At 77.2% G+C, this 19,307-nt stretch carries 14 protein-coding genes; 6 read left to right on the top strand and 8 right to left on the bottom strand.

Features of this window, described 5'->3' with window-relative positions; translation table 11 throughout:
- Positions 1-100 precede the first annotated feature (100 nt).
- The 3 genes from CCE01nite_RS04340 to CCE01nite_RS04330 all read left to right on the top strand — a co-directional run bounded on the left by CCE01nite_RS04340 (position 101) and on the right by CCE01nite_RS04330 (position 3,708).
- Complete coding sequence (locus CCE01nite_RS04340; RefSeq protein WP_141372008.1) at positions 101-1,540, top strand: helix-turn-helix domain-containing protein; 1,440 nt, start codon at positions 101-103, stop codon at positions 1,538-1,540.
- A 399-nt stretch (positions 1,541-1,939) separates the two neighbouring features.
- Complete coding sequence (locus tag CCE01nite_RS04335; RefSeq protein ID WP_034624692.1) at positions 1,940-2,464, top strand: DinB family protein; 525 nt, start codon at positions 1,940-1,942, stop codon at positions 2,462-2,464.
- Between the two features lie 293 nt (positions 2,465-2,757).
- Entirely contained in the window at positions 2,758-3,708 is a 951-nt protein-coding gene (locus tag CCE01nite_RS04330; protein WP_034624693.1) for a hypothetical protein, read from the top strand.
- Positions 3,709-3,900: 192 nt separating this feature from the next.
- Here CCE01nite_RS04330 and CCE01nite_RS04325 read toward each other — a convergent pair whose 3' ends face one another.
- Both CCE01nite_RS04325 and CCE01nite_RS04320 read right to left on the bottom strand, forming a co-directional pair.
- Positions 3,901-4,962: a transglutaminase family protein gene (locus CCE01nite_RS04325; protein WP_034624694.1), complete on the bottom strand. Its 1,062-nt coding sequence runs from the start codon at positions 4,960-4,962 to the stop codon at positions 3,901-3,903.
- The gene (locus CCE01nite_RS04320; protein ID WP_084142417.1) at positions 4,959-7,754 is read right to left on the bottom strand and encodes a circularly permuted type 2 ATP-grasp protein; all 2,796 of its coding nucleotides are present in this window, start codon (positions 7,752-7,754) and stop codon (positions 4,959-4,961) included. Before CCE01nite_RS04320 ends, CCE01nite_RS04325 begins: the two co-directional genes overlap by 4 nt.
- A 237-nt stretch (positions 7,755-7,991) precedes the next feature.
- Here CCE01nite_RS04320 and CCE01nite_RS04315 point away from each other — a divergent pair, with 237 nt between their 5' ends.
- Positions 7,992-8,291 (top strand): hypothetical protein, encoded by a 300-nt coding sequence (locus CCE01nite_RS04315; protein ID WP_034624695.1) that lies wholly within the window; start codon positions 7,992-7,994, stop codon positions 8,289-8,291.
- 158 nt (positions 8,292-8,449) lie between these two features.
- On the opposite strand, the gene CCE01nite_RS04310 is transcribed toward CCE01nite_RS04315, so the two are convergent.
- Both CCE01nite_RS04310 and CCE01nite_RS04305 read right to left on the bottom strand, forming a co-directional pair.
- A complete protein-coding gene (locus CCE01nite_RS04310) occupies positions 8,450-8,683 on the bottom strand; it encodes a DUF6480 family protein (RefSeq protein ID WP_034624696.1) in 234 nt (77 codons plus the stop codon).
- A 109-nt stretch (positions 8,684-8,792) separates the two neighbouring features.
- A complete protein-coding gene (locus CCE01nite_RS04305; protein WP_034624697.1) occupies positions 8,793-9,344 on the bottom strand; it encodes a DUF4240 domain-containing protein in 552 nt (183 codons plus the stop codon).
- Between the two features lie 177 nt (positions 9,345-9,521).
- Between CCE01nite_RS04305 and CCE01nite_RS04300 the strand changes: the two genes are divergently transcribed.
- Positions 9,522-11,120 carry a phytoene desaturase family protein gene (locus tag CCE01nite_RS04300; protein WP_034624698.1) on the top strand — a complete coding sequence of 533 codons (1,599 nt, stop codon included), beginning with the start codon at positions 9,522-9,524 and terminating at the stop codon, positions 11,118-11,120.
- A 70-nt stretch (positions 11,121-11,190) separates the two neighbouring features.
- Here the strand turns inward: CCE01nite_RS04300 and CCE01nite_RS04295 are convergent, their stop codons facing one another.
- The gene (locus tag CCE01nite_RS04295) at positions 11,191-11,598 is read right to left on the bottom strand and encodes a GNAT family N-acetyltransferase (protein WP_246056319.1); all 408 of its coding nucleotides are present in this window, start codon (positions 11,596-11,598) and stop codon (positions 11,191-11,193) included.
- 228 nt (positions 11,599-11,826) lie between these two features.
- On the opposite strand from CCE01nite_RS04295, the gene CCE01nite_RS04290 reads away from it, so the two are divergent.
- Positions 11,827-12,213 (top strand): hypothetical protein, encoded by a 387-nt coding sequence (locus CCE01nite_RS04290; RefSeq protein WP_141372007.1) that lies wholly within the window; start codon positions 11,827-11,829, stop codon positions 12,211-12,213.
- An 88-nt stretch (positions 12,214-12,301) separates the two neighbouring features.
- Here the strand turns inward: CCE01nite_RS04290 and CCE01nite_RS04285 are convergent, their stop codons facing one another.
- The 3 genes from CCE01nite_RS04285 to CCE01nite_RS04275 form a co-directional block, all read right to left on the bottom strand.
- Positions 12,302-13,306 (bottom strand): SDR family NAD(P)-dependent oxidoreductase, encoded by a 1,005-nt coding sequence (locus CCE01nite_RS04285; protein ID WP_034624701.1) that lies wholly within the window; start codon positions 13,304-13,306, stop codon positions 12,302-12,304.
- 191 nt (positions 13,307-13,497) lie between these two features.
- Complete coding sequence (locus CCE01nite_RS04280; protein ID WP_084142422.1) at positions 13,498-14,934, bottom strand: M1 family metallopeptidase; 1,437 nt, start codon at positions 14,932-14,934, stop codon at positions 13,498-13,500.
- Positions 14,931-18,857 (bottom strand): Pls/PosA family non-ribosomal peptide synthetase, encoded by a 3,927-nt coding sequence (locus tag CCE01nite_RS04275; RefSeq protein WP_034624725.1) that lies wholly within the window; start codon positions 18,855-18,857, stop codon positions 14,931-14,933. Before CCE01nite_RS04275 ends, CCE01nite_RS04280 begins: the two co-directional genes overlap by 4 nt.
- Positions 18,858-19,307 lie beyond the last annotated feature (450 nt).

Genomic DNA, 19,307 nt, shown 5'->3' with positions numbered 1-19,307 from the left:
CCTCCCACGATCTGTCAGTTCGCGACTCCACTACCCGGCTTGGGTGCTCGCACCTAGACTCAGCCGCATCTGCTCGACGGCGCGGTCGGGAGGTCACCGCATGCACGGCAACGGGCCGGCGTGGCCGGCGGGCTCCGACCCGGCGGCGCTCACCGCGAGCCTGCGCACCGCGCACGAGACGTTCGTGACGACCGGGACGCTGCCGCGAGGCATCCGCACCGTCGTCGCCGACTCGTGGGTACGCAGCGCGCGCAGCGGCGTCGACCCCGAGTCCCCGGCCCCGACCGTCGACCTGACCGACGCCGAGCTCGTCGCCTACCGCCGCAACCACCCGCTCGGCGCCGCGCTCCCGATCGTCCGCCGCCTGCTCGTCGAGGGCGGCGTGGGCGAGGGCATCGTCGCGGCGCTGACCGACGAGAACGGCCGGCTGCTGTGGGTCGACGGGGACCCCGCGGTGCGCCGCCAGCTCGACGGAGTGGGGTTCGTCGAGGGCGCGTCGTGGGGCGAGGAGCAGACCGGCACCAACGCCCCCGGCACCGCGCTCGCGACCCGCACCCCCGTCCAGGTCTTCGCCGCCGAGCACTTCACGCGGTCGGTGCACCCGTGGAGCTGCACGGCGGCTCCGGTCCGCGACCCGAGCACCGGACGCGTGCTCGGCGTGCTCGACGTGACCGGGCGCGACCACCTCGCCTCGCCGCTCGTGCTGCGTCTCGTCACCGCGACCGTCATGGCCGTCGAGCTCGAGATCGCCGCGGCCCGTGCCGCCGAGGGCGCGCCGCCCCGACGGTTCCGCGAGCGCGGCTCGACGAGCGTGCGGCCGCCCGAGCTCGCCCGCCTCGACGTGCTCGGCACCGCGGGCGGCGTGCTGCGGCTCGGCGTCGAGGCGGCGGCGCTCGGGGTCGACGGCGCGGGCGACGGCGTGGGCGCCGGCGGGGTGCGGCTCGACGCGGCGGGTGACTGGGTCGCGGTGCGCGGGCACCGCGCGGCCGACGGCGGGCACCAGCTGAGCCTGCGGCACGCCGAGATGCTCCTGCTGCTCGCGACGCACCCGCGGGGGCTGTCGGTCGACGAGCTCGCGGTCCTGCTGCACCCCGGCGACCTCAGCGACGTGACCGTCCGCGCCGAGGTCTCGCGCCTGCGCCGCGTCGTCGGGCCGCTGCTCGGGCCGTCGCGGCCCTACCGGCTCGCCGCGCCGGTGACGACCGACGTGCACGACGTGCGGCGCGCGCTGGCCCGCGGCGACCTGCTCGGCGCGCTCGCGCAGTACGCCGGGCCGGTGCTGCCGCGGTCGGTGGCGCCGGGCGTCGAGCAGCTGCGCGACGAGCTCTGCGCAGAGCTACGGTCGGCGGTCCTCGCGAGCGCCGACGCCGTCGCGGTCGAGCGCTGGGTCGCGACCGACGAGGGCACCGAGGACTGGCACGCCTGGCAGCACCTCATGTCGCTGTGCACCACGGGGTCGCCGCCGTGGGTGCGTGCGCGCGGGCGGCTCGAGCGGCTGGGCCGGTCGTTCGGGTCGGGCCTGCGCCGTCCGGGGCGCTGACCGACCCACCGGGGACGCGGGTCGGGACCCACCCACCCACAGGTCCGGAACTGACCCACCCACAGTGTGGACGGCTGCAACGCCCCTGCAACGTCGGGCTCCCTACGGTGAGCGCACTCCCGGAAGGGGTCGCAGCGCGGGAGGGGCGCGGTGCGGACCAGCCCGGGAGGCCAGACCTGGCACGGGGGACCGAGCAGGGGGTCGTGCGCCGGGGTGGAGCCATGGGGGGCTCCGCCCCGGCGGACGACGGGCCGGTCCCGGGCAGCGTCGCCCGACCGCCCCGGCGTCCCGCCCGGGCAGGGCAGAGATCCGGCCAACGAGCGAGCACCGCGCGCCGACGCGGTGGAACCGGGAGCGGACGCGCGCGCCGCATCGCCAGGTGTCGCTAGGTTGCGTCGCATGACGACACCCATCGAGCCCGACACCAAGGACTGGACCTGGGTCCTCGAGCGCCCCTGCCCGGAGTGCGGCTTCCTCGCCGCCGACGTGGAGCCCGCCGGGATCCCCGCGGCGCTGCGCGCGTCCGTCCCCCGCTGGACCGACGCCCTCGCCCGGCCGGACGCCCGCGAGCGCCCCGAGCCGTCGACGTGGTCGGTCGTGGAGTACGCGGCGCACACGCGCGACGTCCACCGCATCTTCGGGGAGCGGCTGCGGCTGATCCTCGAGGAGGACGACCCGCTGTTCGCGAACTGGGACCAGGACGCCACGGCGGTCGAGGAGCGGTACGACCTCCAGGACCCGGCGGTCGTCGCCGTCGAGCTCGCGCAGGCGGCGGAGGAGGCGGCGGCGCGGTTCGCGGCGGTCCCGGACGACGCCTGGGAGCGCCCCGGCCGGCGCTCGAACGGCTCGAGGTTCACGGCCCGGACCCTCGGCGAGTACTACCTGCACGACGTCGTCCACCACCTGCACGACGTGCACGCCTGACCGACGGCACGGACCCGCGGCGTCGCACCGGGCGAGGTGCGGCGCCGCGTGTCCGTTTCTCCCCACAGGCTGTATCCACACCCGTGTGCACAGGACACGAGTTGTGCCTCACCCTGTGGACCTTCCTGTGGACAGAGCCTGTGGACAGACGGTGCGCTGCAAGCGAGCGGGTGCCCCGTCGGTGCCGACCCGGTGAGACCTCCGTGAGAACCGCGGCGCGTCCGCCCGGACCCGCCGGACCTCTCACGTGGGGGAAACATCACCGCAGCATTCACCCGCTACGGTCCGCCGCCATGAGCCCGCTGCCGCTCGCTGTGGACGGCCACCACGTTCTCGCGGTCCCCGACACCACCGACCTGCTGACCCTCGCCTCGGCGTGGTTCGCGCAGGCGGACTGGCTCACCGCCCCGGTCACGGCGTCGCAGGCCCGCTCCCGGGCGCGCCCGATGTCCGGCGCCCGCTTCCGCGGCATGGTCGCCGACCCCGAGCCGCAGCCGGGCGAGCTCCGGCTCACGTGGGAGGTGTCCGCCCGGGGCCCGTACCCGCTCCCGCCCGACGCGGCGCACGCCCTGGGGCTGCCCGCGCGGAGCTACGACCTGTACGCGGTCGTGCCGCACGAGGACCCGTCCCGGCCGGTCGCCGACCCCGGGGTGCTCGCGTGGATGAGCGCGGCGGCGCGGCGCTCCGCGGGCGCGATCCTGCCGGCCGACCGGGCGCAGATCGTCGTTCCCGACCCCCGATCGAGCGTGGACCTGACCCTGTGGTCGGCAGTCGCGCTCGCCCCCGAGGCCGCGGTCCCGCTCGTGCGGCCCCTGCTCAGCGGCGCCCGGGTGGCCGTGGCGACCGGGCTGCCCGCGCAGCACGGCGAGCCCGGTGGGCCGGGTGACCGGGGCGGTCCGGCGGCGCCCGCCCCGTACGAGCTCGTGGCGACCTACCCCTACGACGGCGAGGTCCGACTGCGCTTCTCCCGGTCGAGCGAGGTCCCGGTCGTGCTGACCGCGCTCGACTGGCGCGAGTACGGTCCGTTCGCCTACCGGGTCGCGTGGCTGCCGCCCGAGGACGCCGAGTACCGCACCGACTCCGTGACGCCGCTGCACGCGATCGCGCGCGGGCGGATCGCCCCGTACGTGGCCCGCGCGGTCTCGGCGCTCGCGCGTGCGGCGGGCGGAGCGGTGGTCGACAGCGACGGGTACCTGGTCGACGACGCGGAGCTCACGGCACGGGCGGCGAGCACGTCGCGCTGAGGTCCACCGCCGTCCACAGATGTTGTCCACAGGGCTGTGCTCCGCGCGTGATCGCGCTCCTCAGCCTGTGGACAGAACTGTGGACCGGAACCCCGCACGATTTGCCCCTTGAGGGTGCGGTGCCCGATCCGATACGGCCCGCGCGGCACGTCGGGCACCCCGCCGAGGGCCCGCCGACACGGTGCCCCGGGGTCAGGGGAGCGGAGCCGAGCCGGCCGGGACGAGGTCGACCGACACCGTGAGCCGTGAGCCCGAGCCCTCGGTGAAGATGACCCCGCGCAGGGGCGGCACGTCGGCGTAGTCGCGCCCCCAGCCGAGCACCACGTAGCGGTCGTCGATGAACTTGTCGTTGGTCGGGTCGACCTCGACCCAACCCGCCCCCGGGACCCACGCGGACACCCAGGCGTGCGACGCGTCCGCCCCGCGGAGCTTCTCCCGGCCGGGTGGCGGCATCGTCTCGAGGTAGCCGCTCGCGTACCGCGCGGGCAGCCCGTGCAGGCGCAGCGCGGCGACCATGAGGTGCGCGAAGTCCTGGCACACGCCCGTGCGCTGCGCGAGCAGCTGGGTCTGCGTCGTGCCGACCGTCGTCGAGCCGGAGCGGTACGTCAGCTCGGTGCGGATGCGGTGCGCGAGGTCGGCGAGGATCTCGGCGATGCCCCGACCGGGCGTGAAGGACGGCGCCGCCCACTCCCGGACGTCCTCGGTCAGCGCGACGTGCCGGGACGGCAGCAGCGCCTCGCGGAGCGCGACGATCCCGATGCCGTCGGTCGCCGCGGCACTCGGGTCGCCCGGGCCGTCGGGCCCCTCCGGCTCCGTCGGGAGCTCGGCGACGTCGTCGTGCACCACGCCGTCCCACTCCGCCTCGTCGGGCGCGGCGGTGGGTTCGAGGCCGCGCCCGCTCCGCACCGCCGCGGCGACGTCCTCCCACGCGACGACGGGCAGGCCGGTGACGGTCGCGGCCTCGCGCGCGACGGTCACCGTGGAGCGCGACGTCACCACGAGCCGGCGGTGCTCGTCCGTGACCGCGAAGTACGTGGACCGGTTGCCGAAGTAGTCGACGTGCGCGGCCGTGTCGGCGGGCGCCGGCTGGATGTCGAGCGTCGAGGTGTGGCACCGCTGGTCGGGCAGGTCCCGCGGCGTGAGGACGGTGCGGCCGTACGACGTCGTGACGGGGTGGTCGTACGCGTACGTCGTGCGGTGCACGAGGTCGTAGGTGCGCCCGGTCGCGGGCGTCGTCGCGGCGGTCGTCGTCACGCGGGCCCCCGGTCGTCGTCGGCGACGGCGTCGGCCCCGCGGGTGCCGTCCTCCGCCGCGGCGGCCGCCGACGGGTCCGTCCCGGGCGCGTCGTCGGCGTCGGGCGCGTGCGTGTTCTCGGCACCCCACGCGTCGTCGAGCGACCGGCTCGGTGCGGGGTGGACGAAGTGCACGCGCGCGATCTCGTCGCCGACCGCGCGCAGCCGCCAGCGCATCGAGTCGAGCACCTCGGCGAGCCGGTCGCGGCGGCCGTCCTCGGTGACCGCCGCCGCGACCGTCGCGGTGTCGAGCTCGGTGAGCAGGTCGGCGACGTCCTGCAGCAGGCGGTCGCGGGTCTCGGGCGAGCGCACGTGACCGGCCGGGCCCACGGGTACAGGAACGCCCGCGAGGTCCTCGCGCAGCCGGTCGAGCTGGTAGCCGAGCGAGCGGGGGTTGGTGCGGTCGAGCAGCAGCAGGTCGAGCACGGTCGCGACGGTCGCCCCGGCCTGGTTGCGGCGGCGGTAGGTGATGACCGACTCGTGCTCGATGAGCAGCGACTCGAGCACGAGGGAGTCGACGTCCTCGGAGCGCTGGGTCGTGAGCGTCGCGGCGAGCGTGTCGACGAGGAACTGCGCGCGCTCGAGCCGCCGGCCGCCGTCGAGGAAGCGCCAGCCGAGGTCCCGCACCATGCTCTCGGCGCCGATCCCGGCCACGGCGAGGAGCGCCTCGAGCATCCGGTCGAGCACCGCGCGCATCCCGACCGTCTCGGCGGGACCGGTGCGCGGGGACACCTGCCGGGCGGCGTCGAGCCGGTCGCGGGCCGCGACGAGCCGGCGCTCGTCGGCCAGGGCCCGGTCCAGGCTCGCGAGCGGGAGCCACGTGTCGTTCGAGAGCTGGTCGCGGACCGCGGCGGAGGCCTCCGCGAGGCGGCGCACCGAGCTCGCGACCGACCCGGGGCGCGCCCGGTCCAGCAGGAGCGCGCGCAGGTCGGTCCCGGTGCCCTCGGTGCGCCACGACGCGGGCTCGTCCGCGCCGACGGCCGCGAGCAGCGCCGCGAGGGCACGGCCGCCCGCCGAGCGCGGGCTGCGGTGGTAGTCGTCCCAGCGGTCGACGACCGCGCGCAGCACCCGCACCTTGTCGCCCGCGCGCTCGGCGTAGCGGCCCATCCAGAACATGTTCTCGGCGGTCCGCGGCGAGATGCCGGTCAGGACGCGCTGCGCGGGCTGCTCCGCGTGCAGCCACGGGTCGCGCACGGCGTCCGGCTCGGACGACAGGACCCACACGTCCTTGGCGTACGCGCGTGGCCCGGCGTCGGGCGCGGCGTCGCTCCCGGCGGGGCGCTCGTCGGCGTCGTCGAGGAACACGCGGGCGAGCCCGCCGCTCATGACCTGGTACGACCCGCGTCGCGCGACGGCGAACGTGCGCAGCACCGCGGCGGTCGGCGCGGGCGGGTGGCCCGGCCGCCGAACCGCCTCCGCGGCTGTCCCGGCACCCGCGCCCGCCCCGGCACCCGCGCCCGCCGTCGCGACCGGCTCCTGACCAACCCACGACAGCGGGTCGGCCGCGATCCGCGCCGCGAGCTCCGCGCGCTCGGCCGCGCTGAGCGTCCAGCCGTGCACCGTCCCCGAGCGCAGCCCGCGGTACGTCGGCGCGAGCACGAGCTCGTCGAGGTGCGCGAGGACGTGCCGCAGCGCGACCGGGTCCCCGCACCAGAACGTCTCGGGCGACCGCAGCGCGAGGTCGGTGCCGAGCACCGTGCGCGCGAGCCGCGGCAGGTACGCGTGCAGCGCCCGGTTCTCGAGCACCGAGCTGCCGAGCGGGTTCACGACGCTCACGGTGCCCGCCCGCAGCGCGCGCACGAGCCCGGGGACCCCGAGGCGCGAGTCGGACCGCAGCTCGAGCGGGTCGCAGAAGTCGGCGTCGACCCGGCGCAGGACGACGTCGACCGGCTCGAGCTCGTCGAGCCCGCGCATCCACACCCGCCCCTCGCGCACGACGAGGTCGCTGCCCTCGACGAGCGGGAGGCCGAGCATCGAGGACAGGTACGCCTGGTCGAACGCCGTCTCGCTCTGCGGCCCCGCGGTGAGCAGCACGATCCGGGGCGACTCCGTGCCCGGCGGCGCGACCTGCGCGAGCGCGAGCCGCAGCGCGTGGAAGAACGGGCCGATGCGCTGGATGGACGCCTGGCGGTACACGCCCGCGAGCACCTGCGCGACGACGCGGCGGTCCTCCATCGCGTAGCCGGCACCCGACGGCGCCTGCGTCCGGTCGGCGACGACGGTCCACGCCCCCGACGCGTCGCGCGTCACGTCGGTCGCGGTGAGCACGAGCTCGTGCGCCCCCGGCAGCCGCAGCCCGTGCACCGCGCGCAGGTAGCCGGGGTGCGCGAGGACGAGCTCGGGCGGCAGCAGCGCGTCGCCGAGCAGGCGGCGCGGGCCGTAGACGTCCTGCAGGACGGCGTCGAGGAGCTCGGTGCGCTGCACGAGCGCGCGCTCGAGGACCGACCACTCGTGCTCGTCGACGATCACCGGCACCGGGTCGAGCCGCCAGCTGTGCGGCTCGGGCTCGGCCACCCCGGCCGTCGGTGCGCCGTCCGCCGTCACGGGCGGCGTGCCGCCGTACGTCACGCCGTGGTCGGCGAGCAGCCGGTCCGTCGCGTCGCGGTACCGGGCGAGGTCCGCCTCGGTCGGGGCGTCCGCGGTGTCGGGGAGCCAGGACCAGTCGGGGCGGCGGTCGGCTCCGGCCTCGTCGGGCGACGCGGGCGCGGGGGCGTCCGGTGCGGGCGCGCGCACGGACGACAGCAGGTCGGTCATGCTCTGCTGCCTCCCGGTGCGTCGGCGCCCGCCTCGACGGTCGAAGGGCTACCCCATCATGTCCCGCGCCCGCGGCGCACGGTGGTCCGGCCCCGGGCGGGCCCGGCCACCGGGGTGAGGGGGTCGGCAGCGCGGGCGAGCGGGCCGGCGGCCGACGTCGTCGTGCGCTCCCGGGACGGCCGTCGCATCCTGGGACGACGCGGCGAACCGGCGTCGCGTGGTCGCGAGGAGGCCCCGGTGCCGAAGACGCTGAAGAACGCCGCCGTCGCCGCGTCGAGCAGCTGGACCGACCCGGACGGCGTGCGGCTGCCCGCCGGGGAGGTCCACGCGTGGGAGCGCGGGACCAACCAGACCGTCTGCGGGCTGCCGCTGCACCGCTCCGCGCTCGGGCGGTTCTCGCACGTCACGTGGGCGGACGTGCAGCCCGCGACCGGGCGCGACGCCGACGAGGTGGCGCGCGTGTGCCCGCGGTGCGCGGCCGGCATGGGCGCGCGGCGCGACGAGCGCCCGTGGACCCGCACGAACCCGCGGCCGTGAGCGCCGCGCGCGGGACCGAGCGTCCCGGTGCCCAGCAGTGGGTCCCGCCCGTCGACGCGTGCCGTCCCTGGCTCGCGGAGCTCGCCGCGGTCCGGCCGGAGGTCGCGTGGCGGACCTGCGGGTCGCGGCGGTCGCGGGGGAGCCGCTGATCGGGGCGGTCAGCGACCGATGCCGACGGCGTAGCCGACGAGCATCACGACGACGAGCGCCGCGAACCCCAGGATCACGCCGTAGACGAGCTTCTGGCTGCGGCCCGACGGCAGGCCGGGCTCCTGGTGCGAGACGCCGGACGTGCTCGCCTCGCCGGGCGGGGTGTCGCCGGGGTTCACACCGCCGCCGGGTTCGAGGCCGGGCGTGTTCTCGGGGTCCGGGTCGGTCGGCATGGCTGTCATCCGTCCACGCTAACCGCGGGGTGGAGGGCCGCAACCGGGGGCCGGTGCGGCGGGGCGTGCCCGGTCCCGGTGCCGCGCCGCCGAGCTCGCCGCGCCGCCCGGGCTGCGCTCAGTCCTCCAGGAACATCGCCGCGAGCCGCGGGTAGCGAATGCGCATCTCGGCCTCGTCGTCGAAGTCCCAGAACGGCTCGGCGGCGGGCTCGTCGTCCGCGTCGTCGTCCCCGTCCTCGTCCGCCTCCTCGTCCTCGGGGAACTCCTCGCCTGTGAGCTCCTCGTAGGCGTCCCACGCGGCGGCGAGCATGTCCTCGCACTCGGCCTCGGTGTCCTCGTCGACCACGTCCGCCAGCGAGTCCGGGTCCTGCGCCGCGCGCTCGAAGACCTCGCGGCCCTGCGCGACGAGCCAGCCGAGGAAGTAGTCGAACCCGTCGTCCGAGCACCCGCCGCCGATCAGGTACGCCGCGCCCCACAGCCGGGGGCCGTGCACGGTCGCGACGAGCTCGTCGTACGCGGCGTCCGCCGCGCGCGCCGCCTCGACGCCGCGCTCGACGAGCACCGCACGCAGGGAGTCCGCGACGTCGTCGGCGTCGGGCGCCGCGTCCGGGCCCTTCCGCGTGCGGGTGCGTGCCTCGTCGACGAGCTGCCAGTACGCCTCGGTGTCCATGCGCCGCATCGTGGCAGGTCCCGCCGACACCCGCGCGCACGACCGGCACGACGCGCCCGCCCCCGCGCGACCCGCGCGACGCCCCTCGTCCCCACGACCGCGCCGGACCGCCCGGCCGGTTGCCCCGCCCCGGGCCGGGTGCGAGCGTGGACGCACCCACGACACCCAGGAGGACGCGTGATCGCACGCACGGTGGACGCCGTCGTCATCGGGGCCGGGCCCAACGGGCTCGTCGCCGCGAACGCCCTGGTCGACGCGGGGTGGGACGTGCTCGTGCTCGAGGCGCAGGACTCCGTCGGCGGCGCGGTGCGGACCGCGGAGGTCACGGCGCCCGGGTTCCGGACCGACCTGTTCAGCGCCTTCTACCCGCTCGCGGCGGGCTCGCCGCTCATCCGCGGCCTGCACCTCGAGGACCACGGGCTGCGCTGGGTCAAGGCGCCCGACGTGCTCGCGCACGCGCTGGACGACGGCCGCGCGGCGGTGCTCCGCCACGGCGCGCAGGACACCGCGGCGGGCCTCGAGGAGTTCGCGCCCGGGGACGGCGACGCCTGGCTGCGGATGGTCGAGTCCTGGCGCACGATCCGGGACCCGCTGCTCGACGCGCTGTTCACGCCGTTCCCGCCGGTGGTCTCGGTCGCACGGCTGCTGCGCCGGGTCGGGGTGGCCGGGGGCATCGACCTCGCCCGGCTCGCGGTGCTGCCCGTGCGGCGGCTCGGGTCCGAGCACTTCCGCGGCGAGGGCGGGCGTCTGCTGCTGACCGGCAACGCGATGCACTCCGACGTGCCGCCGGACGCCGCGGGGAGCGGGGTGTTCGGGTACCTGCTCGCGATGCTCGGCCAGGACGTCGGCTTCCCCGTGCCCGAGGGCGGTGCGGGGGCGCTCGCGGACGCGCTCGCGGCGCGGGTCGTCGCGGGCGGCGGCCACATCGAGACCGGTGAGCGGGTCGCGAGCATCGACGTGTCGGGCGGCCGCGCCGTCGGGGTCCGCACGCAGGACGGCTCGGTGGTCCGCGCCCGGCACGCCGTCGTCGCGGACGTCACCGCACCGGCGCTGTACCGGGACCTCGTCGGGCTGCAGCACCTGCCCCCACGCATGCGGCGCGACCTCGACCGCTTCCAGTGGGACCACCCGACGTTCAAGGTCAACTGGGCCGTCGACCGCCCGATCCCGTGGACCGCGCCCGGTGCGCACGGCGCCGGCACGGTGCACCTCGGGGTCGACTCCGACGGGTTCGTCGACATGGCTGCGGACCTGTCGACCGGGCGCATCCCGGAGCGGCCGTTCCTGCTGTTCGGGCAGATGACCACGTCGGACCCGACGCGCTCCCCGGCCGGCACCGAGTCCGCGTGGGCGTACACGCACGTGCCGCACGGCGTGCGGTGGACGCCCGACGAGGTCGCCGCGGAGGTCGAGCGCGTCGAGGCCGCCGTCGAGCGGGTCGCGCCCGGGTTCCGGGACGCGGTGCTCGCCCGGCACGTGCAGTCCCCGGCCGACCTGGAGGCCGCGAACGAGAACCTCGTCGGCGGCGCGGTCAACGGCGGGACGTCGGCCGTGCACCAGCAGCTCTTCTTCCGCCCGACCCCCGGGCTCGGGCGCCCCGAGACGCCCGTCGACGGGCTCTTCCTCGCGAGCGCCTCGGCGCACCCCGGCGGCGGCGTGCACGGTGCGCCGGGCTGGAACGCGGCGCGTGCGGCGCTCGGGGCGGCGAGCCGGACCGGGAAGGTGCGGCGGCTGCTGACGCGCACGGTGTGGGCGCGCGTGCTGCACGAGCGTTGACGGCCGGGCCGCCCGTGCGCCGGGCCCGCACGCCGACCGGGAGCGAGCGAGCGGCGGTGGGTGAGCCGGGTCAGGCGGTTCCGGGGCCGCGCACGAACCGCCGCTCCCGCACGTCGGGCCCCGCCTTGCTGTGTCCGTCGGGCGTGAAGCCGTGCTTGCCGTAGAAGGCCTGTGCGCGCGGGTTGGGGTCCGCGACCCACACGGCCGCCGCCTCGTGCGCGTGCAGGACGGTGTTCAGAAGGGCGGCTCCTGCGCCTGAGCCGTGATGAGCGGCATCGACGTAGAGCAGGAACAGCTGCCAGCCCCAGGTGGCGTCCGGGTCCTGGCTCGGGCCGGACATCGCGATGCCGATCACGGCACCGTCGACCTCCGCCACGGCGACCCGGTTGCTGCTGTGGCGCTCGTCGGTGAGGACGCCGGTCCAGAAGCGTTCGCGCGCGGGGAGGAGCTCCGGGTCGTCCAGGACGGAGTCCGACATCAGGCCACGGTAGGTCTGACGCCAGGAGTCGACGTGCACGCGAGCCATGTGCGGGGTGTCCGCGACCACGGCACGTCGGACGGCAACCTCAGGCGTCATCCGGTGAGCGTAGAGGGGCGACGACGCGCCTCGACGCGTCGGGTCGCGCCGGTCACGCCCCGGGCGTCCCGCACCCGCTCACCCGAGCGGTCCTGCCGCGACCGGGTCGGCGCCCACGACACTCGGGGCGTGCCCCGCACCCCCCAGCCGGCCGACCCCGGAGCGGGGGAGCCGGCTCCGTCGTCGGCCACCCTCGTCGTGGCTCCCGCGCGTCGGCGCATGCGCACCGGCTGGCGCCTCTTCTCCGGCGGGCTCGGCGCGACGTGGCTCCTGCTCGTGGCGTCCGCGGTGTCCAGCGCGGTCGTGCACCGCGACGAGCCCGGGCTCGCGCGCGTCGGGGAGTACGCGTTCCTGTACTTCTGGGGTCCGGCGTTCGCGTACCTCATGGCAGCGGCGGTCGGCGCGTACGTGATCGGCGGGCGCTTCCCGTGGGTGCGGCGCGCGCTGGCGATCCTGGTCCTCGTGGTGCTGCTGGCGCTCGCGGCGCTGGCGCTCGTCGACGCCGTCGCGGGCTGAGCCGGGCAGGTCGGCGGGCCGGCACACGTGGCCCGGCTCGGTGCGGACCGGCGCGGACCTGCGTCCGGTCACCGCCGACCACGTCCCGTCAGCGCCGGGCGAGCACCTGCCGGACGCCCACAGCCCCCGCAGCGACGGCGACGAGCCCGACCCCGCGCAGCCAGTGCCGGCCCCACTTCCCGGTGACGGCCTCGCCGTCGGGCAGCGGCGCGAAGACGTTGCCGGCGTGCGGCTCACGGGACCGGGTCGACAGCCCCAGGCGGGACATCCCCGGCCCGACGAGCACGTCGTACACCGCGGGCAGGAGCCGGAACCCGGCGGTCCACGTCGCGTTCGCGAGCCCGACCGAGCGCTCGCGCGCGGGCTTGTCGAGCGTCTTCACGATGGCCCGGGCGAGGGTCTCGGGGCGGTCCACGGGCGGCGGCGGACGCCCCTCGCGGCTCACGTAGTTCGCGGCCTGCGCGTAGATCGGGGTGTCGACGCCGCCGGGGCTGACGAGCGAGACCTCGACCCCCGGGAGCTCGCGCGCCTCGACCTGCAGCGTGCGCGCGAGCCCGTGCACCGCCCACTTGCTCGTGACGTACGGGCTCATCCACGGCGTCGCGATCTTGCCGAGCAGCGAGCCGACGAGCAGCAGGTGGCCGCCGCCCGCCTCGCGGAAGAGCTGCAGCGCGACCCGCGCGACGTTGGCCGTGCCGGTGAGGTTCACCGCGATGACCTGGTCGAACACCTCCGCGGGGATCTCCTCGAAGCGCCCGTACCCGACGACGGCGGGCGCGTGCACGACGGCGTCGACCCGCCCGTAGCGTGCGACCGCGCGCTCGAAGAGGGTCTCCACGGACGCGCGAACGCTCACGTCGGTGGGGACGACGAGCACCGGGGACCCGCCGGCGTCGGCCTCGTGGGGGCGCTTGCGGGAGCCCGGCGCGGCGGCGAGGCACTCGCGCTCGACCTCCGCGAGCGCGTCGGCGGACCGCGACGCGAGCACCAGGGTGTCCCCGCGCCGGGCGAGCGCCTGCGCGGTCGCCCGGCCGATGCCGCTCGACGCGCCGATGACGACGACGACCCTGCTGCTGTCGGTGCCTCGTGCCATGCGTGCGCCTCCGGGCGTGGGGGAGCCGCGCGGGGGTGCGCGGCGCGGACGTGCGGTGGTGGTGTGCGGGACGCGTGCCCGGTGCCGAGCCACCCGTCGCCTCGATGCTCGCACCGGGTCCGGTGGGCCGCGACCGGGGACCGCCGCGGACGTGGCGTCCGGCGTCCGCCGTCCGACCCCGCCGTCCGGCGTCAGGACGGTGCGTCGCCCCGCGACGGCCGGAGGAGCTGGCCGAGCCGCTGCGTCACCGAGACCACGGGCACGGGTGCCGGCGGCGGGAGGTCCGGCAGACGGCCCGCGTCGAGCCAGTCCGCGAGCAGCCCGTCGACGCGGGCCACGAGCGCGTCGCCTCCCGACCGCCGGGCGTGCTCGGCGGCGGCGGCGCGGAAGTCGTCGGTGCTCGCGCTGCCGCCGGCGTGCCGGGCGGTCCAGCCGCGGACGAGGCCCCAGAACGCGGCGTCGCCCAGCACGAGCCGCAGCGCGTGCAGCGTGAGGGCCCCGCGCTTGTAGACGCGGTCGTCGAAGATCGTCGCGGGCCCGGGGTCGGCCAGCACGAGGTCCTGGGGGAGCGCCGCGAGCCGGGCGTGGTGGCGGCGCGCGAGGGTGTCCGCGGTGGGGCCGCCGGACTCGTGCGACCACAGCCACTCGGCGTAGCAGGCGAAGCCCTCGTTGAGCCAGATGTGCCGCCACCCGGCGACGGACACCGCGTTCCCGAACCACTGGTGCGCGAGCTCGTGCGGCACGAGGCGCCGGCCCTCGTCGCCGGCCGCCGGGTCGCCGCCGAGGCCGCCGAGGTGGTTCGAGCCGAACACCGACATGCCCTGCGCCTCGACGGGGATCTCGAGCGCGTCGTCGGTCACCACGAGCGTGTACGTCGCGAACGGGTAGGGCCCGAAGAGCCGGGTGAACAGCCGCATGATGTCGCCGTGGTGCGCGAGCCGGGTCCGCGCGGCGGCCGCGAGGCGGGGCGGGACGAGGGCCTGCTGCGGCACGGGGTCGGAGGCGAGCTCCACGACCGAGTACCGACCGATCTGCACGGTCGCGAGGTAGGGCGACGTCGGGCGGCTCTCCTCGAACACCCAGGTCGTCGCCCCGGACCGCCCCGTGCGCCGCACGAGGGTGCCGTGCGCGTGCGGGCGGTACGGGTTCTCGACCGTCACGGACGTGCGGTAGGTGGCCTTGTCGTCGGGCCGGTCGTTGCACGGGAACCACGACGGCGCGCCGGTGGGCTGGCTCGCGACGAGCACGCCGTCCTCGAGCTCCTCCCAGCCGACCTCGCCCCACGGGCTGCGCACGGGCCGCGGCGTCCCGGCGTACCGGACCAGCACGTCGAGCTGCGTGCCCGCCGGGACCTCCGCGACGAGGCGCACGACGAGCCGGCCGGCGCGGTGCCGGTGCCGGGCGGGCGGGGCACCCGCGACGGTGACCTGCTGGACGACGAGCGGCCCGAGGTCGAGCGCGAGCTCGTGCAGTGGCTCGATCGCGCGGACCCGCAGCCGGGCCACCCCAGCGAGCCGGTTGGTGCGCACCCGGTAGTCGAGCTCCAGGTCGTAGTGCTCGACGTTGAACGCGCGCGAGCCGTGCCCGTAGGCGTACGGGTCGCCGGCGGTCGGGGACGGCTCCCTCACGAGGCCCCGACGGGCGCGCGCCACGGCCCGATCGGGTTGCCGACCCAGCGCGAGCCGGCCGGGACGGTCTCGCCGCGCAGCACGAGCGACGCGGGGCCGACGGTCGCGCCCGCGTCGAGCAGCGCCGCGGGCAGGACGACGCCGTGCGGGCCGAGCGTCGCGCCGTCGCGCAACGTCACGGTGTCGAGGCTCATGACCCGGTCGTGGAAGAGGTGGGTCTGAACGACGCAGCCGGGGCCGACGCTCGCGCCGTCGCCGAGCCGGACCAGGTCGGCCTCGGGCAGCCAGTAGGTCTCGCACCAGACGCCGCGCCCGATGCGCGCGCCCATGCTCCTCAGCCACCACACCAGCGCGACACTACCGGTGACGGGGTTGGCGAGCAGCGGCGCGGCGACGACCTCCGTGAAGGTGTCCGCGAGCTCGCCGCGCCACACCGGTGCGCTCCACAGCGGGTGCTCGGCGTCGCGGAACCGCCCGGCGAGCGCCCACTTCGCTGCGACCGCGACGGCGGCCCCGAGCACCCCGACGGCGAGCAGCACGAGGCCGCCCGACGCCGCGGCGAGCACCCAGCCCCCGGCCACGGCGAGCGCCTGGAACGCGAGCCCGGCGCCGACCCACAGCAGCCCGAGGACGAGCAGCGGGACGACGCGGCACGCCTCGACCGCGCCCCGCGCCCGGCGCAGCGCCGGGGTGGACGTGTAGGTGCGCTCGCCGTCGTCGACCGCGGCCGCGCGGGCGAGCAGCACCGGCGGGCTGCCGAGGTAGCTCGACCCGGCGCGCGTGCGGCTCGGCGTCGCCGAGAGGACCGCGACGAGCCCGTTCTTGGGCACGGTGCGGCCGGGCGCCGTCATGCCGGAGTTGCCGAGGAACGCGCGCCGGCCGACCTTCGCGGTCGCGACGCGCAGCCAGCCGCCGCCGAGCTCGTAGGGCGCGACCATCGTGTCGTCCGCGAGGAAGGCGCCGTCCTTGACCTGCATCATCGACGGCAGCCCGACGACCGTGGAGATCTCGGTCTCGCGGCCCACGCGGGCGCCGAGCAGCCGCAGCCACGCCGGGGTGAGCAGCGACGAGTAGAGCGGGAACAGCGCCGTGCGGGCCGCGTCCATGAGCCGGGAGACGGCCCACGCGCGCACCCCGGCGCCGGACCGGACGGGGTGGCAGCCCTCGCGCAGCCCGTGGGCCAGCAGGCGGACGCCGAGGAGCACCAGGAGGGCGTAGGTCAGGTAGGCGAGCGGGACGGCGACGAGCGTCCACGCGAGCGCGGGGCCGACGGCGGCCGCGAGCGACGGCGTCGGGGCCAGCGCGGTGCCGAGGACCGCGAGCGCGGGCAGCGCGGCGAGCGACGGCAGCGCGCTGACGGCCGCCCCCGTGACGCCGAAGACCGCGGTCCAGCCGGTGCGCGACGCCGGGGGCCGGGTCGTCGGCCACGGGTGGCGGGCCTCGTGCTGGCGGACCGCGGGCGAGCCGGACCAGAACTCGTCGGACCCCGTCGTGCCGTGCACCGCGGAGCCCGCGGCGACGTCGGTCCCGCCGCGGACGCGGGAGCCGGGGAGCAGGACGCTGCGCGCCCCGACCGTTGCGCCGGGTCCGACGCGGATGCGCCCGACGTGCAGCACGTCGCCGTCGACCCAGTGGCCGGACAGGTCGACCTCGGGCTCGATCGCGCAGCCGTGGCCGAGGCTCAGGAAGCCCGTGACCGGCGGCACGGAGTGCAGGTCGACGTCGCGGCCGACCTCCGCGCCGAGCGCGCGGGCGTAGAGCGAGATCCAGGGGGCGCTCGCGGGCGTCACGGCGCCGAAGCCGTCGACGAGCCGCTCGGCCGCCCACAGCCGCAGGTGCACGTGACCGCCGCGCGGGTAGGAGCCCGGGCGCACGCCCGCGAGCAGCAGCCGCGCGCCGAGCGCGCACACCCCGAGCCGCCCGAGCGGGCTCACCGTGAGCAGCCAGCCCGCGGCGAGCCACCACCACGGCACCGCGAGCGCCCACGCGACGCCCCACACCGTGTGCAGCACCGTCCCGACCGCGGCGACGACCGTGAGCCAGCGGAGCGCGACGAGCCCCCGCAGCGGCAGCAGCGCGAGGAGCTGGACCACCTGGCTCGCGACGGGCACGGGGGCGACGGCGCGCGTCCGGGCGGGGGCCGCGGCGCCCGACGCCCCGGCGCCGTCGTCGTCCGACGGCCAGGTCGCGGCGAGGTGCTCCGCGAGCCCGCCGACGCTCGGGTGGTCGTAGACCTCCGCGACGGTGATCTCCGGGTAGCGCGCGCGCAGCGCGGACACGAGCTGCGCCGCGGTGAGCGAGCTGCCGCCGTGGGCGAAGAAGTCGTCGTCCTCGTGCTGCGGGCGCACGCCGACCACGGCGGCCCACTGCTCGCCGACCCACCCCGCGAGGCCCTCGAGCGGCGCGGCGTCGTCGTCCCCGGCGTCCGCGAGCGGCCAGGGCAGCGCGTCGCGGTCGACCTTGCCGGACGTGCGCGTGGGGATGTGCTCGACGACCGCGAGCAGCGGGACCATCGAGCCCGGCAGCGTCTCGCGCAGGCGGCGCAGCAGGTCGTGCAGGTCGAGCCGCTCGCCGTCGCGGGGCGCGAGGTAGCCGACGAGCACGGTGCCGCCCGCCGTCGAGCGCCGGACGGCCGCCGCGGCGCCCGCGACGCCGGGCAGCGCCTGCAGCGCGGTGTCGACCTCGGCGAGCTCGATGCGGTGGCCGTTGACCTTGACCTGGTCGTCGGCCCGCCCCACGAACAGCAGCCCCTCGGGGTCCGCGACGACGAGGTCGCCGGTCCGGTAGGCCCGGTCCCAGCCGAGGCCCTCGTGCGGGCCGAACCGCACCGCGTCGAGCTCCGGGTCGAGGTACCGCGCGACGCCGACGCCGCCGATGAGCAGCTCCCCGGTGCCGCCCTCCGGCACCTCGCGCCCCTCGGCGTCGACGACGGCGAGGTCCCAGCCGTCGAGCGGCAGCCCGATCCGCACCGGCTCGTCGGGCAGCAGCAGCGCGGCGCACGCCACGACCGTCGCCTCCGTCGGGCCGTACGTGTTCCACAGCTCCCGGCCGGGCGCCCACAGCCGCGTCGCGAGCTCGGGCGGCACGGCCTCGCCGCCGAAGATCAGCAGGCGCACCGCCGCGAGCGCGTCGACCGGCCACAGCCCCGCGAGCGTCGGCACGGTCGAGACCACCGTGATGTCCCGGTCGACGAGCCACGGACCGAGCTCGCTGCCGGTCCGCACGAGCGCACGCGGCGCGGGCACGAGCGTCGCCCCGTGCCGCCACGCGAGCCACATCTCCTCGCACGACGCGTCGAACGCGACCGACAGGCCCGCGAGCACCCGGTCGCCCGGGCCGATCGGCGCGTCCCGCAGGAACAGCCGGGCCTCCGCGTCGACGAACGCCGCCGCGCTCCGGTGGCTCACCGCGACGCCCTTGGGCCGGCCCGTCGAGCCGGACGTGAAGATGACCCACGCGCCGTCGTCGAGCGTCGGCACCTCCGCGTGCCGGGCCCCCACGCGCGGCGCCGGGGTGCCGTCGGCCCGCAGCGGCTCGGCGCCGTCGCCGAGCACCGCGACGACGCCCGCGTCCGTGAACACGCGGTGCGCGCGCTCGTCGGGGTCGTCCGCGTCGACCGGGACGTACGCCGCCCCGGCGTGCAGCACCGCGAGCACCGACACGTACAGCCCGACCGTGCCCGACGCCGCGCGCACGCCCACCCGGTCGCCGCGCCGGACCCCGACGGCGGCGAGCCGGGCCGCCCGCACCTCGACGGCCCGCGCGAGCGCCCGGTACGTCAGCACCTCGTCGCCGTCGTCGATCGCGGGGGCGTCGGGGAAGCGCGAGACGGTGCTCGCGAAGACGTCGACGAGGGTCCGGGGCGTCGGGGTGCGGTCACCGGCCCGGAGGGTGCGCGCGGCCGAGGACAGCGGGGTGCTCACGACGGGGACGGCTCCTGCCTCGCGGTCGACGGGGTCGTGCGGCGTGCGCGGGCCGCGACCGTGACGGCCCACCGGCGCCCGACCGTAACGAGCGCCGGTGAACGGGACCCGACGGGACGGCGAACGCGGGGTGCCGCACGCCTCGGGAGGAGCGAGACCTGCGCCACTCCCGAGGCTAGGGTCACCGCGCGTGAACCGCGTGCCGTGGCGAGCAACCTCCGGGCCGTGACGGGTCGGCGGTGACGGGCAGGGCGGTCCCCGCGGAGGGCGCCCCCGCGGGCCTTCACCGGCGGGAGGGCGGACGGTAGGGTCGCGGACCAGCGTCGCGTGCCGGTGGCGGTCTGCGTCAGGCATGGAGGCGCCGACCGTGAAGGACGACCCCCCATCACCGAGATCGTGCACGACCCCCCCGACCGGGCCCGCCCGAGCCCCGCGCCCGCGCCTCGACCG

This window comes from Cellulomonas cellasea (assembly GCF_006538745.1).
GTDB classification, from domain to species: domain Bacteria; phylum Actinomycetota; class Actinomycetes; order Actinomycetales; family Cellulomonadaceae; genus Cellulomonas_A; species Cellulomonas_A cellasea.
The sequence above is the reverse complement of the archived record's forward strand: the minus strand, read 5'-3'. Positions and strand labels throughout refer to the sequence as shown.

Excerpts from the sequence above, each read along its gene's own strand:
- CCE01nite_RS04305 (WP_034624697.1), bottom strand. The coding sequence starts at position 9,344 with ATGGACACCGAGGCGTACTGGCAGCTCGTCGACGAGGCACGCACCCGC.
- CCE01nite_RS04285 (WP_034624701.1), bottom strand. The coding sequence starts at position 13,306 with ATGGCACGAGGCACCGACAGCAGCAGGGTCGTCGTCGTCATCGGCGCG.
- CCE01nite_RS04295 (WP_246056319.1), bottom strand. The coding sequence starts at position 11,598 with ATGTCGGACTCCGTCCTGGACGACCCGGAGCTCCTCCCCGCGCGCGAA.
- CCE01nite_RS04310 (WP_034624696.1), bottom strand. The coding sequence starts at position 8,683 with ATGACAGCCATGCCGACCGACCCGGACCCCGAGAACACGCCCGGCCTC.
- CCE01nite_RS04335 (WP_034624692.1), top strand. The coding sequence starts at position 1,940 with ATGACGACACCCATCGAGCCCGACACCAAGGACTGGACCTGGGTCCTC.
- CCE01nite_RS04320 (WP_084142417.1), bottom strand. The coding sequence starts at position 7,754 with ATGACCGACCTGCTGTCGTCCGTGCGCGCGCCCGCACCGGACGCCCCC.
- CCE01nite_RS04330 (WP_034624693.1), top strand. The coding sequence starts at position 2,758 with ATGAGCCCGCTGCCGCTCGCTGTGGACGGCCACCACGTTCTCGCGGTC.
- CCE01nite_RS04340 (WP_141372008.1), top strand. The coding sequence starts at position 101 with ATGCACGGCAACGGGCCGGCGTGGCCGGCGGGCTCCGACCCGGCGGCG.